The following is a 14,823-nucleotide window of genomic DNA, read 5'->3' as shown; positions in this document are numbered from 1 at the left end:
ATGAGGAGTGAGTTGACGTGAAAAGATCTTTAACGGCGATTATTTACCTTGAACCCGATCAAGTTAATTTACGAATTATTGAGATACCTACTTTCAAAGTGATAAATAGCGTTCGATCGGGCCTGTTAAATATCGGAAATGCTAAAGTGGCTAATTATTCAGAAAATATGACTGCAATTGTTAACAATATTGAAGGATTTAAACAAATCATTAATGACTACCAGGCAACACCAGTTAAATTTTATGGGGATTTGGAAGACCTTGATCCAGTTACAACTAGATATGTGGCTGATCAGTTAGAAGTTCGGACGGGGTTACAGATTGAATGGTTAAACAATAACCAACTAATGGCACAGTCAATGAGTTACCTTTTAACTTTGCTACCAGATTTTGAGAAACTTAGTAAACACAATATGTATCTCTTAAGCATTGGTCTTAGCTCGACTACCTTGGCTTATTTTCACCATGGAAGCTTCGAACGTGCATGGGATATTGATCTTGGTAATGCAAAAATCAGTCAGTTGGTGGACCGTCTCCGTAAAACTGCCACCAATCCAACTGAAATTATTCAAGATTACATTAGTAGTAAATTAGAGTATTTAACGCCAGAATTGACAAAGAAAAAGCATACAGTAATGATGGTGCAAAATGCCCTCTCACTCAATAAATTATTTTTGCCAAATGATCAGCAGATCGCTGAAGTGCCGCTAGATAAATTTCATGATGATTATCAAAAAATTTTATCACCAGTAAAAGATGGTTTGATGAAGAATATTCAGATTGATGATCAGCAATTTGAATTACTACTACCAAATTATTTGGTAACGGCGCGAACAGTTCGCTTAATACAACCAGCTAGCCTTTATGTAACTGATATTTCAACAATGGATGGGATTTCCCATGGAATTGGGGTTGCTAATCCTAAAACAAGACGTCAAATTAATGAAATGATCAGAACAGCTGCCGACAATATTTCTTCACGATATGGTGTTGATTCAGCTCACCGGGATTTTGTAACACGCTTTTCTCTTCAGTTTTTTGACCAATTACGCCCAATTCATCGTCTTGGTCAACATGAGCGATTGTTATTAGAAATTGCTAGTAGAATTGATGATATTGGTAATTTTATTAATCAGGGGGGACACTATCGTCACTCTGCTTATATTATGGAGGCTAATCCCTTGATCGGCCTTTCGGATAAAGATAATCGGATTATTGCTGAAGTGGCCAGATATCATAGTGCAGAGTCTCCAGATATTAGTCAAGCTCATTATCGCCACCTCGATGATGAGATCCAGATGCCAGTAGCAAAATTAGCTGCTATTTTGCGATTAGTAGATGCATTAGATGATTCACGGCTGCAAAAAATTTCAAGTATTAAATTGAAGTTAGTAGGAGATAGCCGTTTGATCATAAAAGCAACCGCTAATGATGACCTTGTTCTTGAGAAGTGGTCTTTTAGTAAAAAGTCGCAACTATTTAAGGATGTATATGGAATTGAACCGGTCTTAACTGAGAGGAGCAATCATTAAGATGTATAAGGAGTTTTATAAGCCACAGAATTATGTCAATCGGGAATTGAGCTGGATTGACTTTAATGGACGAGTACTTGGAGAGGCCACTGATACTGCCAATCCTTTGTTAGAACGTGCTAACTTCTTAGGAATTACACAAAGCAATGTTGATGAATTTTTTATGGTGCGGGTTGCTTCTCTTCATAAACTTGCTGCTGCCAATGTTACTACTACTGACGCGTCTGGTTTAACTCCAGAAGAACAGTTGGATGCAGTGAATGAAAAGGAACATCGAATGGTTAAGCAACGGTATGAAGTTTACAATCAACAAATTATCCCGGACCTTGCAAAAAATAATATTCATATTCTTCGTGTCTCCAAACTTGATGAGAAGCAATATGAATTTATTCGTCGATATTTTAATGATGAGCTAATGCCAGTTTTGACTCCCATGGCAGACGATGCTTCACGTCCGTTTCCTTTTATTTCCAATAATTCCTTGAATATTGCTGTTCAGTTGCGGCGTCAAGTTCATTCAACCACTAGCCAAGTTGCAGAGGAAATTTTAGAAGGAGATCAAGAAGTTCATCGTCCGCAAATGGAGCCTCATGATGATCGACAGGAAGCAGATATCAAGTTTGCAACGGTTCGTGTTCCAGAAATTTATAAGCGGTTAGTTCGGTTACCAGGAGAAAATAGTTTCATTTTGATTGATGAAATCATTACTGAATTTCTGAGCGCGCTTTTTCCAGGATACGAGATCTTAGCTACAGCGTCATATCGGGTTATGCGGGATATGGACTTAGATGTGGCTGAAGAAGATACATCTGATTTGCTCCGAGCTGTCAAGCGACAATTGCGGGAACGAGAGCATGGGCAGGTGATGCGGTTAGAAGTTCCTGCTTCAATCGATGAATGGTTAAAGAATCAGTTAATTGATAACCTGCATGTAAGTAAACGATCACTATATGAAGTAGATGGGCCCGTCGATTTAACTTTCTTGAAAAAATTATCGGGGATGGTTGATGGACATGATGACTTGCGCTATCCGCCATATAAGCCATACCTCAACCCAGCGTTAGACATGGAACATAATATTTTTTCCTCAATTCGCCAGAAAGACTATTTAATGCAGCATCCCTATGATAATTTTCAAGCCGTGGTTAACTTTATTCATCAAGCAGCCATTGACCCAGATGTTTTAGCAATCAAGATGACACTTTACCGGGTTTCTGGTAATTCACCGATTATTAAATACCTCGGAATGGCCGCGCAACAGGGGAAGCAAGTAACAGTCTTGGTTGAAGTTAAAGCACGGTTTGATGAACAAAATAATGTTCGGTGGGCACAACGACTTGAACAAATGGGCTGCCACGTTATTTATGGTTTGGTTGGTCTCAAAACGCACTGTAAAGTTGCCCTAGTTATCCGCCGTGATGAGGATGGGCTTCGGCGTTATATGCACCTAGGAACGGGTAACTATAATGATGTAACAGCTCATTTTTATACTGATATGGGCTTGTTTACTTGTGACCATGAACTGGGTATTGATATGACGAACCTCTTTAATATGCTGTCAGGATTTGCTCGACCAGCTTATTTCAATGAATTACGAGTATCTCCTGATGGAATCCGGACATTTATTAATGCCAAAATTGATGAGCAGATTGAAAATGCCAAAAATGGTAATCCAGCGTTGATTCGGATGAAGATGAACTCCTTGTCTGACAAGCAAATCATTGCCCGTCTATACGCTGCTGCTGCTAGTGGAGTTAAGGTTGAGTTATTAATTCGGGGCATTACCTGTTTAAGGAACGATCTGCCAGAACTGCATGGGAATATCGAAGTTCATTCTATTATTGGGCGTTTCCTTGAGCATTCCCGGATCTACTACTTTAAGAGTAATGGGCATGAGGAAGTTTACCTTGCAAGTGCGGATATGATGACTAGAAATCTTAATCGGCGGGTTGAAGAATTGTATCCCGTTAACCAGCCAGACACAAAAGCTCATGCAATTCATATTTTTGACGTCATGTGGAAGGATAATGTTAAAGCTCGTCGATTAGTAGGAGACCATTATGAACGGATTGATCGTGGTGATGCCGCACCATTCAACTCACAAGAATACTTTGTCAAACAAGCAATGAAATTAAATGCGCGTGAGAAGAAGGAGAAAAAAGCCAAAAAACATTTCTCTTCTGTTTTTGAAACTTTGACTCGCCATGTTCCCAATCTTCATTTAGATGAGCGAAAGGATGAGTAATTTATGAGTAATGAGCAGTACTTGGCAATTCTTGATTTAGGTTCAAATTCCGTTCGGCTTAAAATAACAAAAATTCAAGAAAATGGGAGCTTTGAAACGGTTCAGTACGAAAAAAGGTATGTTCGCCTTGCCTCTAATATGGGGCCGGAAAAAATGCTGAAGGCAACTCCTGTAAAGCGGACTATTAATGCCTTAAAAGAATTTCGAACAATTTGTGACCGATACCGAGATAAGGATCTGACAATTATTGCGGTTGCAACTGCCGCCGTTCGTCAAGCACAAAACCAACTGCAATTTATTGAAAAGGTCCAGCAAGAAACTGGTTTTGAAATTCATGTAATTAGTGGGGAACGAGAAGCATATCTTGACTATGTTGGAGTTAACCAGACTCTTCCAATTGATAAGGGAATAATCGTTGATACTGGAGGAGCAAGTATGGAATTGATCTCGGTGAATAATGGTGAAGCAGAAGAAACGGTTAGTATTCCAATCGGCTCAGTCAGCATTTCACAAACTTACCACCTTGAGGATCAGATTAATCCCGCTGATTTATTTGATGCCATGGTTAAAATTGATGAAGTTCTCTCGCAACAATTATGGCTAAATCGGATGCGGGAAACAAAAATTGTGGCATTAGGAGGATGTAACCGTGCATTGGCAAAGGTATATCGGTGGCAACAAGCTCTTAATCCAGATGAGGTCAGGCCAGTTCACGGATTAACAATGCGTTCAGAAGAAGCTTTTTTGATTATGCGGCAGTTATTAGAGGCGGATCGGCAGACGCGAGCAGGAATCCGTGGAATTACGAAAGTACGAGCAGATGTAATTGTTGGAGGACTGCTTCCGCTTATTTCTCTTGTCCGGCAATTATCAATTAATGAGATTAGCTTTAGTAATAGTGGATTAAGAGAAGGTTTATTATTTAAGTACCTTGAGCAGCAGATTAATTTTGATCGGTTAGAATCCTCGCTATAAAATTATTCGCTAAAACTTTTACTTGTTTTTACTAAATTTTACTAATTGGAAACAGTAAAACTGTGCTACAATCACTATGAAAGCTTTAGTTGGATCAAGGAGGAAACAAGATGTCAATTTTAGTTGCTGGTGGTGCCGGATATATCGGTTCCCATATGGTAAAAGATCTTATTGAAAATGGTGAAGATGTAGTAGTTGCTGATAACCTATCAACGGGGCATCGGGATGCTATTAATCCCAAGGCTAAGTTTTACGAAGGCGATATTCGTGATCGTCAATTCTTAGATAAGATTTTTGACAATGAAGATATTACTGCAGTTGTTCACTTTGCTGCTTTCTCAATTGTACCGGAATCAATGAGTAAGCCATTGAAGTACTTTGATAATAATACTGGTGGAATGATTACTTTGCTTGAAGCGATGCATGATCATGATATTAAGTATATTGTCTTTAGTTCAACTGCTGCTACTTATGGGGTTCCAGAACATATGCCAATTAAGGAAACGGACCCACAAAAGCCAATTAACCCATATGGCTTGAGTAAGTTAATGATGGAAGAAATGATGGCTTGGGCTGATAAAGCTTACGGTATTAAATTTGTTGCCCTCCGTTACTTCAACGTTGCTGGGGCTGCTCCTGATGGCACGATCGGTGAAGACCATGGTCCAGAAACACACTTAGTTCCAATTATTCTTCAAGTTGCGCAAGGCAAGCGGGATGAACTAAGTATCTTTGGGGATGACTACAACACACCAGATGGTACTAATGTTCGTGATTATGTTCATGTTATGGATTTAGCAGATGCTCATATTCTTGCTATTAAGTACCTTAAGGAAGGTAACAAGAGTAATGCCTTTAACCTTGGTTCATCCACTGGTTTCTCTAATAAGCAAATGCTAGAAGCGGCGCGGGAAGTAACTGGTGAACCTATTCCAGCTAAAATGGCACCACGCCGTCCAGGAGATCCAGATTCATTAGTTGCTGCTAGTGATAAGGCGCGTAATATTCTTGGATGGAGTCCTAAATATGATGATGTTCACGATATTATTGCAACTGCTTGGAAGTGGCATTCAACCCATCCAAAAGGTTATGATGATCGCGACTAATAACCGGTTTTAAAATAATAAACAGGCTCTCAGTAAAAATTTTGCTGGGGCCTGTTTTGTAGTAAATAAACAAAAGAAATTAAAAGAGAAGTCAAAGCTGATCCAGTGTGATAAGATGTAAGATGATTGAAAGGATTGATAAAAGATGAAGATTCTAGCCATCGATACATCCAACCACCCAATGAGCGTAGCGTTGGTTGAAGATGAGCAATTGTTGGCAACGACGACCCTTAATATGGTTCGCAATCATAGTATTTACTTAATGCCAGCAATTAGTAAGTTATTTGAGTTAGTTCAGTGGCAGCCAACAGATATTGATCGAGTAGTGGTTGCACAGGGACCAGGATCTTATACGGGAGTACGGATTGCAGTTACAACAGCTAAAGTATTGGCTGATACTGAAAAAATTGACTTAGTTGGCGTATCAAGTTTAGCAGTGTTAGCACGTAATGTGGTTCCAACATCATCAGCAATTATTGTTCCTTTCTTTGATGCACGACGAGGAAATGTATTTGCTGGAGCTTACCAGTGGGAAAATGGCGAGTTAATAACTAAAATAGAAGATCAGCATTTAGGAATTGATGTTTTGCTTGACCAGCTTGCAAAATTAGATCAACAAGTTGTTTTAGTGGGTAATATGACTGATAAGATTCAGGCCAAATATGATCAATTGCCAGCTAATGTGACCCTTTTGCCACGATCTTATAGCATTCCGTCAACGTATCAATTAGCTCTTGCTGGTGAAACGAAGGAACCGGTTAAAGAGATTGCCCCCTTTGTTCCACACTATTTACGAATTACTGAAGCAGAGGCTAATTGGCAAAAACTTCATCCTGGAGAAAAAAGAAAGAATTATGTTCGAGAAGTTTAAAGAATGGTTTGTTAATACGACCAATCCTGCTAAACGACCGATCCTTGATTTTACTCGACGAATAGTAATGATATCCGGCCATCAGTATGTGGTTCGGATGGCAAAAGAGCAAGATATTCAAACTTTAGTCGAAATTGAAGAAAGAATCTATGGGAAAGCACCATGGAGTTATGCTGCTTTCCGCATTGAACTACAGCGGCCATGTGATCGACTATATTTAGTTATTGAGGATGACCAGCAGATTGTTGGGTTTATGGGAACGGCTATTGATTGGTATCATTATGATTTGCATATTACGAATATTGGGATTACCCCAAGTTACCAAAATAAAGGGATTGGAACGTATCTTATTTCAACTGCCAAAAACTATGCCCGGCATTTAAAATTACATTCGATGAGTTTAGAAGTACGAGTGCATAATGTATCAGCTCGTCGCTTATATGAGAGTTTAGGCTTTCGTAACCAGCATATTAAACCACGTTATTACTTAGACAATCATGAAGATGCCGTTGATATGCAAGCAAACTTACTTAGGTAGAGGTGAAAGTATTTTATTATGACAGAACGCACATTAATTTTAGCGTTTGAATCAAGCTGTGATGAAACAAGTGTTGCCGTAATTGAAAATGGAACTAAAATCCTTTCCAATATCGTTGCAACGCAAATCGATAGTCATCAGCGTTTTGGTGGAGTAGTACCAGAAGTAGCTAGTCGCCATCATATTGAACAAATTACCAAGTGTACAAATGAAGCGTTAGAGCAAGCAGAGGTAGACTATAATGACCTAGATGCTGTTGCGGTAACATATGGTCCAGGATTAGTCGGATCATTATTAATTGGAGTAACAGCAGCGAAGACGATCGCATGGGCTCATAATCTTCCGTTAGTTCCGGTTAATCATATGGCTGGTCATATCTATGCCGCACGCTATGTTGGAGAGTTTAAATATCCACAAATGGCATTATTAGTTTCCGGTGGACATACAGAATTAGTCTATATGCCATCAGAACATGAATACCAAATTATTGGTGAAACACGTGATGATGCTGCCGGTGAAGCCTATGATAAGATTGGTCGTGTGTTGGGAGTTAATTACCCAGCAGGAAAAACGATTGATGAATGGGCAGCTAAAGGCAAAGATACTTTTAATTTTCCACGAGCAATGGAAAAAGAAGATAATTATGACTTTAGCTTTAGTGGGTTGAAGAGTGCCTTCATCAATACTGTTCATAACGCAGACCAACGTGGGGAAAAATTAGATAAATATGATCTTGCGGCCAGTTTCCAACAAAGTGTCATTGACGTGCTTGCTGAAAAAACAATGCGGGCGTTAGATGATTACCCAGTGAAACAACTGATTTTAGCTGGTGGGGTCGCTGCAAATCATGGTCTCCGTACTCGTTTAGATCATGACATGAAGGAATTTCATCCTGATGTCCCTATGTTGCAAGCACCATTGAAATTATGTGGCGACAATGCTGCAATGATTGGGGCCGCTGGTTATGTTAACTACAAACATGGCGATCGAGCAGGCTTAGACTTGAATGCAGTACCAGGATTGATGTTTGATCGAATTCAGAATAAATAATAACCATAACCAAACAGTCATGGCCTCTAGTGTTCGTGTTTCCGAACACTGGAGGCCATTGTTATACTGCGCTCTTCGTCTCTTATGAACGTAACTGCAGTTTTTTTGCGTTTTATGATTCGCCATTTGCTTTGTCAACGGCATCCATCAAGGCGTATCGGAAACCATTTTTTTCCAATGCTTCCACGCCCTTGATTGTTGTACCCGCTGGTGACGTTACTTGATCGCGTAATAATGCCGGGGCAAGCTTGCTATCATAGGCTAGTGTTCCCGTACCTTTTACCATACTAGCAATAACTTCATAGGCGGTTTGGCGATCGAGACCATGCTTGACGGCGGCATCGCTCATTGCGTCCATCATCACATCAACAAATGCAGGGCCACAGCCGCCGATAACACCAATTATATCTAGTTGGCGTTCTGGAACTTCAATGACATCACCAAGACTATTTAAAACAGTCATTACTTTTGAAATTGCTTCAGCAGAAATTCCGGTTGGTAAGGCAAGACCAATTGTGCCGGCATTAACTTCAACTGGTGTATTGGGAATGATATTAACAATTTCTTTATTCGGAAGAACTTTTGCTAAGTCTGCATGAGTAATTCCAGCAGCGGCAGAGATAAAAATAGTGTGGTTGTTAAGGACGGCTAATTCTTCCGCGACCGCGGTTGTAATAGGGGCCGGGGTAGTCAAAATTACGATCTCGGGTGTAAGGTTAACTACTTCACTATTTGTATTAACGAGTTTAAATTCGAGCTTCTCAGCGAGGCTAGTAACACGTGGATTAACAGGATTCATCGCGCTGAGGGTAAAATTCTGCGTATGGTTTAATCCCTTCATAATTGCGGTCCCCATATTTCCAACACCAATAATTGTAACTTTCATCTAAAAAACCTCCTAAATTATTTCCGGACTTGCCCATCACCGGTAATTGCATACTTGATTGTTGTTAATTGTTGTAATCCCATTGGTCCCCGGGCGTGAAGCTTTTGAGTACTGATACCAATTTCAGCGCCAAAGCCAAATTCTCCTCCGTCAGTAAATCGCGTGGAGGCATTAACGTAAACACAAGCAGAATTAATAGCTTGTTGGAAATAGCGTCCCCGGGTAATGTTCTTTGTAATAATTGATTCTGAATGATGAGTACTGTAGTGATTAATATGGTTAATTGCATCATCGAGGGAATCAACAATTTTTACGGCCATAATTAGATCATTATATTCTGTCTTCCAGTCTTCATCAGTAACGGGGCGGATAGTTGATACTAGTTGGCAAGCCATTTCGTCACCGCGTAATTGGACTCCATGTGCCATTAAAGCTTTGGCGATGACAGGAAGGAATTCAGTGGCAATATCGCGGTGGATAAGTAGTTTTTCGGCGGCATTGCATACAGAAGGTCGTTGTACTTTTGCATTTACAGCAATATTAGTCGCCATTATTAGGTCGGCATCCTTATCAATATAAACGTGGCAATTACCTGCACCGGTTTCAATAACAGGGACCGTGGCTGTTGTTACAACCCGCTGAATAAGGGCTCGGCCGCCTCGTGGAATCAAGACATTAATGTAGTCAGTGAGATTCATCATTTCATCAGCAATTGCATGACTAGTGTCGGTAATAAGTTGAACCGCATCGATTGGTAAATGTTGTTTTTGTAATGATTCGCGAAGAATTTTTACTAGGGCAGTATTAGTCTGGATAGCTTCCTTTCCGCCCCGTAGAATAACCGCATTGCCACTCTTAAATGTGAGGCCGGTCGCGTCTACAGTTACGTTTGGTCGTGCTTCAAAGATAATGCCAATTACCCCTAATGGTACGCGCCGTTGAAGAATTTGCAACCCATCTTTGGTAATCCACCCCTTATCGATTTGGGAAGTGGGATCGGGCAAGTCAGCGATTGTCCGGAGACCGTTAGCCATGTCCTCAATGCGTTGGGAATTGACCATTAACCGATCCGTAAATTTAGTTGGCATTTGGGTAGCAGCTGCCAAATCTTGTTGGTTGGCAGTGATAATTTGTTTTTTATTTTTAATTAGGTCATTTGCCAATTGAAGCAAGGCCTTGTTTTTGGTGGCAGTATTCATTAAAGCTAGTTTGTTCGCAGCAATTTGAGCTCTTTTTCCAATTGCGATTAATTCTTGGTTCATTATCATCACTCCTATTTTCCAAAATGAGTACCAATAGTATGACCATTAAAAATATCAAAAAGAATTTTAGGATCACGACCATTGCATAAAATCATTTGTTTGCCTGCTTGCATCATTGTGGCAGCCGCCCGTAATTTAGTTACCATTCCGCCTGTTCCAAACCTGGTACTACTACCGCTTGCGGCGTTCTCTATTTCTGGCGTTAGGACTGGTACTTCTTTAATTATTTGCGCATCAGGAAATTTATGAGGGTCTTTGTCATAAAGGGCATCGATATCCGAAAGAATGATTAGTTCATCTGCGTCAATGGCAATAGCGACTTGGGAAGAGAGTTCATCATTGTCACTGAAAGTAGTGTAATGGTCAAGCTCATCAACTGACACTGGGTCATTTTCATTAACGATCGGAATTACATTTTGCTGAAGTAAAGTATTAATTGTATTAAGCGTATGTTGCCGACTAACAGGGTAAGTGAGCACATCACGGGTAAGGAGAAGTTGGGCAACGTGCGTTTGATAATCTAAAAATCGTTGCGAATAGATTCGCATTAAAGCAGCCTGGCCGATAGATGCTAAGGCTTGCTGTTGTTCGATTTCGGCAGGGCGATCTGTTAATCCTAAACTTGCAAGACCAACGCCAATTGCTCCCGAGGAAACAAGAATAAGTTGGTATCCTTGATTATTTAATGTCGCAAGGACAAATGAGAGTTGGTCGATTGTTCGTAAATTAATTTTTCCATTAGGGAGAACAAGGCTACTCGTCCCAATCTTAACAACCACTTTTTGTATTTTATGAGTCATAGAGAATCCTTTCAAAAAATAAAAAGCGCCTTTAACCGAGACACCAATTATGGCGGTACCATTCTCGTTTAAAGACGCACTTTACACTTTTAAATTATTTTATTATTAGAATATATTAAAGTTGTAGCAGGGCTTCGGTACTGGCGATAGCTTGCAGTCGACGACTATCGTTCCTGGGCTGACCTACTTTTATCTACAATTAAAATTTTAATTGGAATACTAAGCTTTTGTCAAGACTAATTATTTTTGAATCTTAATTAAAAATAGATTGACAAAAGATTAGAAATAAATTAGAATACGGACAACAATTAAATATTAGTCGTTTAAGAAGAGTAAAAGTAATTTAGCATTAAGAGAGTTTTCGGGTGGTGGAAGAAAATTACAAGTTGCTTTGAAGATGGTCTTAAAAAATACAACAAGCGTGAGGGAAAACTAAGCGCTTGTCGGCTGGTATCCGTTATCAAGTATCGAAGTTTATTATGAACTTCCTGAGGCTATTCATGTGAGTGGATAGTAAATTAAGGTGGCACCACGAAAATACTCGTCCTTACTTAAGTTAAGGACGGGTATTTTTTATGGAGGTGAAAGTGATGAGACGAAAAATTGCATTAGCTCAACTTAATATTCAATTAGGAAATCCTGCTGAAAATTATCAAAAAGCTAAACAAGCAATTGAAGAAGCTGCTAATCATCATACAGATATCGTTGTCTTGCCAGAGATGTGGAATACTGGCTATGCCTTAGATCAATTATCAGAAGTGGCAGATGAAAATGGTCAAAAAACGCAACAATTCCTTAGTGAGTTAGCGCTAAAAAATCAAATTAACATTGTTGGCGGTTCAGTAGCGGTGAGACGTGGACATTCTTTTTTTAATACTACTTATGTTTATGATCAAAAGGGAAACCTAATTAGCAGTTACGATAAGGTGCATTTATTTGGATTGATGAATGAAGACCAATATCTAGAAGCTGGGCACAAAGAAAATTATTTTAAATTAGCTGGAGTTCCGAGTGCAAGCTTTATTTGTTATGATTTACGTTTTCCTGAATGGATTAGAACAGTTGCTCGTTATGGAACTGACATCTTATATTTTCCAGCAGAATGGCCAAGCAACCGGATTAAACAATGGCAAATAATGCTTCAATCACGGGCAATTGAAAATCAAGCCTTTGTAGTTGCGGCCAATCGTGTTGGGACAGATTTAGAGAATAGTTTTAATGGCCATTCATTAGTAATTGATCCGCTTGGCCGTATTATCCATGATGCAGGAGAAGTTGAACAAGTAAGTTATGCAGTAATTGACCTAGCACAGTTAGCACAGGTTCGGGGACCGATTCCGGTGTTTAAGGATCGTCGACCAAGTCTTTATCATTAAGAAGGAGATGGAAAAGATGAATTTTGAACAATCTAAATTATTAGACACTTTACCGAAACAATTTTTTGCCAATTTAGTTGCCAAGGTTAATAAAAAAATAAGTGAAGGGGTCGATGTTATTAATCTTGGCCAAGGAAATCCTGATAAGCCAACGCCAGATTATATTGTTAAGAGCACGCAAAAATGGGTGACGGATCCGCAAACTCATAAGTATTCACTATTTCGGGGATTGCCAGCATTTAAAGAAGCGGCGGCAAAATTTTATTCTGAAAAATATGGAGCTGATTTTGATCCAGAAAAAGAAGTTGCAATTTTGGGCGGTTCCAAGATTGGGCTTGTAGAATTGCCATGGGCATTGATGAATCCCGGCGACACTTTCCTGCTTCCTGATCCAGGCTATCCAGATTACTTATCCGGAGCGGCATTAGGAGAAGTTAATTTTGAAACAGTGCCATTATTAGCAAAAAATAATTTCTTACCAGATTTAGAGGCAATTCCTGAAGAGGTGGCTCAACGTGCTAAATTCTTCTACCTTAACTATCCTAATAATCCCACTGGCGCTGTAGCTACTTCCGAGTTTTATCGAAAATTAGTTGCGTGGGCCCAAAAGTACCATGTGGGCATTGTTAGTGACTTTGCCTATGGCGCAATTGGCTTTGACGGTCAAGCTCCAGTTAGTTTTATGGAAACACCAGGTGCTAAAGATGTGGGAATTGAATTTTATACCTTTTCTAAGACGTTCAACATGGCAGGCTGGCGAATCGCATTTGCGGTTGGTAATGCGGATATTATCGAAGCAATCAATTTAATTCAAGACCACCTATTTGTTAGCCTTTTTCCTGCCTTACAGGAAACGGCTATTGATGCCTTAACGCTGCCACAACGTGATGCGGCAATTGCCGAAATTATTGGCCGTTATGAAGAAAGACGGAATGCCTTTATTAATGCGGCCGAAAAAATTGGCTGGCACGCATTCACTCCCCAGGGTACTTTCTATGCTTGGATGCCGGTTCCAAAGGGTTATACTAGTGAAAGCTTTGCAGATTTGTTATTGGACAAAGCTGGTGTGGCAGTAGCACCAGGCAATGGCTTTGGTAAACACGGTGAAGGTTATGTGCGGATTGGCCTTTTGATTGAACCAGTGCGATTAACGGAAGCCGTTGAGCGGATTGCTAAATTGAATTTATTTAATTAGGGAGGAAAAGATTATGGCTTTGAAATATACGGTTTTAGGTGCAGGTGCAATGGGTCTACGATTTGGCGTATTGCTTCAAGAACTGGCAGGTGCGAAGGTTGATTTTGTTGATAACTGGGCTCCTCAAGTTGAAACTATTAAACAGCAGGGTGGGGTTTATGTTTCTCGGGACCATGAGAATCGTCACCTTGTACCAATTAATATTTACTCCCCAGAAGAATATGAGGGCGATCCAGATGTATTTATCGTTTTTGCCAAGCAGATGACGCTCAGTGATTTATTACAACGCAGTGCTCATTTCTTCCGTCCTGACCATCAATATGTCTTTTCGGGGATGAATGGCATGGGACATATTGAAAAAATTAACTACTATTTTCCTAAAGAACATGTCGTTGCCGGTACCTGTTTAATCGGCACAGTCCTTAATAAGGCGGGAGATGTGGACTTTATTGGTAAACCTGGTGCTGGTTCGATCAACTTAGCGCCTCAAGTCGGCGAGCTAGATGAGCGAGTAAAACAAATTGTTGAGGACTTTACCACGGCGAATATTAATCCCCATCTTAATGATAATTTTTATGGTACCCTACTAACAAAAGTAGTTTTCAATTCTGTCATTAATACAATCTGCACGCTTTTTGAGATTCAAATGGGACAATTTATCGATTATGATGGTGCAGAAAAGCTTGGTAAACAGCTAATTAATGAAGCATTTGATGTTGCAGAACGGGCTGGTATCCAGCTCTTAAGTACCCGTGAAGAGGAGTGGCAAACGATTAAATATGTAAGTGAAGTCACCAACCCGCTTCATTATCCATCGATGTACCAAGATATGAGTAAGAATCGGCCAACGGAAGTCGACTACATTAATGGGTACATTTATGACCTGGGTAAGAAGTATAACTATGAGGCATCAACTCACGACTTCTTGCGTAATTTAGTTCACCTTGCAGAAAATACTCGCAAATTTCGGCAAAACTAAAAGAAGAA

At 39.8% G+C, this 14,823-nt stretch carries 13 protein-coding genes and 1 other annotated feature; of the genes, 10 read left to right on the top strand and 3 right to left on the bottom strand.

Annotated features, from left to right (window positions below):
• Positions 1 to 17: 17 nt before the first annotated feature.
• The 7 genes from H5S10_RS07555 (at position 18) to tsaD (ending at position 8,317) form a co-directional block, all read left to right on the top strand.
• Positions 18 to 1,532 carry an exopolyphosphatase gene (locus tag H5S10_RS07555; protein WP_182586213.1) on the top strand — a complete coding sequence of 505 codons (1,515 nt, stop codon included), beginning with the start codon at positions 18 to 20 and terminating at the stop codon, positions 1,530 to 1,532.
• A 1-nt stretch (position 1,533) separates the two neighbouring features.
• Positions 1,534 to 3,777 carry an RNA degradosome polyphosphate kinase gene (locus tag H5S10_RS07550; RefSeq protein ID WP_182589208.1) on the top strand — a complete coding sequence of 748 codons (2,244 nt, stop codon included), beginning with the start codon at positions 1,534 to 1,536 and terminating at the stop codon, positions 3,775 to 3,777.
• Between the two features lie 3 nt (positions 3,778 to 3,780).
• Positions 3,781 to 4,752, top strand: coding sequence for a Ppx/GppA family phosphatase (locus tag H5S10_RS07545; RefSeq protein WP_153701276.1), 972 nt, complete (start codon positions 3,781 to 3,783; stop codon positions 4,750 to 4,752).
• 110 nt (positions 4,753 to 4,862) lie between these two features.
• Positions 4,863 to 5,858, top strand: a complete 996-nt coding sequence (galE, locus tag H5S10_RS07540) for a UDP-glucose 4-epimerase GalE (RefSeq protein ID WP_153701275.1) — start codon at positions 4,863 to 4,865, stop codon at positions 5,856 to 5,858.
• Between the two features lie 145 nt (positions 5,859 to 6,003).
• Positions 6,004 to 6,729, top strand: coding sequence for a tRNA (adenosine(37)-N6)-threonylcarbamoyltransferase complex dimerization subunit type 1 TsaB (gene tsaB / locus H5S10_RS07535; RefSeq protein ID WP_182589207.1), 726 nt, complete (start codon positions 6,004 to 6,006; stop codon positions 6,727 to 6,729).
• Entirely contained in the window at positions 6,713 to 7,267 is a 555-nt protein-coding gene (gene rimI, locus H5S10_RS07530; protein ID WP_153701273.1) for a ribosomal protein S18-alanine N-acetyltransferase, read from the top strand. The genes tsaB and rimI overlap by 17 nt, the downstream gene beginning before the upstream one ends.
• 18 nt (positions 7,268 to 7,285) lie before the next feature.
• Entirely contained in the window at positions 7,286 to 8,317 is a 1,032-nt protein-coding gene (gene tsaD, locus H5S10_RS07525; protein WP_153701272.1) for a tRNA (adenosine(37)-N6)-threonylcarbamoyltransferase complex transferase subunit TsaD, read from the top strand.
• Positions 8,318 to 8,429: 112 nt separating this feature from the next.
• On the opposite strand, the gene proC is transcribed toward tsaD, so the two are convergent.
• Genes proC through proB form a run of 3 tightly spaced genes read right to left on the bottom strand, consistent with a single transcriptional unit; the run spans position 8,430 to position 11,265 of the window.
• Complete coding sequence (proC, locus tag H5S10_RS07520) at positions 8,430 to 9,203, bottom strand: pyrroline-5-carboxylate reductase (RefSeq protein ID WP_182589206.1); 774 nt, start codon at positions 9,201 to 9,203, stop codon at positions 8,430 to 8,432.
• Between the two features lie 17 nt (positions 9,204 to 9,220).
• Positions 9,221 to 10,465: a glutamate-5-semialdehyde dehydrogenase gene (locus H5S10_RS07515; RefSeq protein WP_182589205.1), complete on the bottom strand. Its 1,245-nt coding sequence runs from the start codon at positions 10,463 to 10,465 to the stop codon at positions 9,221 to 9,223.
• 11 nt (positions 10,466 to 10,476) lie between these two features.
• On the bottom strand, positions 10,477 to 11,265 hold the full coding sequence (proB, locus tag H5S10_RS07510; protein ID WP_182589203.1) for a glutamate 5-kinase: 789 nt from the start codon (positions 11,263 to 11,265) through the stop codon (positions 10,477 to 10,479).
• Between the two features lie 309 nt (positions 11,266 to 11,574).
• Positions 11,575 to 11,817: a binding site (T-box leader), on the top strand.
• Between the two features lie 38 nt (positions 11,818 to 11,855).
• Here proB and H5S10_RS07505 point away from each other — a divergent pair.
• Genes H5S10_RS07505 through H5S10_RS07495 form a run of 3 tightly spaced genes read left to right on the top strand, consistent with a single transcriptional unit; the run spans position 11,856 to position 14,815 of the window.
• The gene (locus tag H5S10_RS07505; protein WP_231795497.1) at positions 11,856 to 12,641 is read left to right on the top strand and encodes a carbon-nitrogen family hydrolase; all 786 of its coding nucleotides are present in this window, start codon (positions 11,856 to 11,858) and stop codon (positions 12,639 to 12,641) included.
• A gap of 16 nt (positions 12,642 to 12,657) precedes the next feature.
• On the top strand, positions 12,658 to 13,836 hold the full coding sequence (locus tag H5S10_RS07500; protein WP_182589202.1) for a pyridoxal phosphate-dependent aminotransferase: 1,179 nt from the start codon (positions 12,658 to 12,660) through the stop codon (positions 13,834 to 13,836).
• A gap of 13 nt (positions 13,837 to 13,849) precedes the next feature.
• Complete coding sequence (locus H5S10_RS07495) at positions 13,850 to 14,815, top strand: ketopantoate reductase family protein (protein WP_182589201.1); 966 nt, start codon at positions 13,850 to 13,852, stop codon at positions 14,813 to 14,815.
• Positions 14,816 to 14,823: the final 8 nt, after the last annotated feature.

It is taken from the genome of Limosilactobacillus balticus, assembly GCF_014145615.1.
GTDB lineage: Bacteria > Bacillota > Bacilli > Lactobacillales > Lactobacillaceae > Limosilactobacillus > Limosilactobacillus balticus.
Note: the sequence above shows the minus strand (reverse complement) of the source record. Positions and strands in the feature narration are given on the sequence as shown.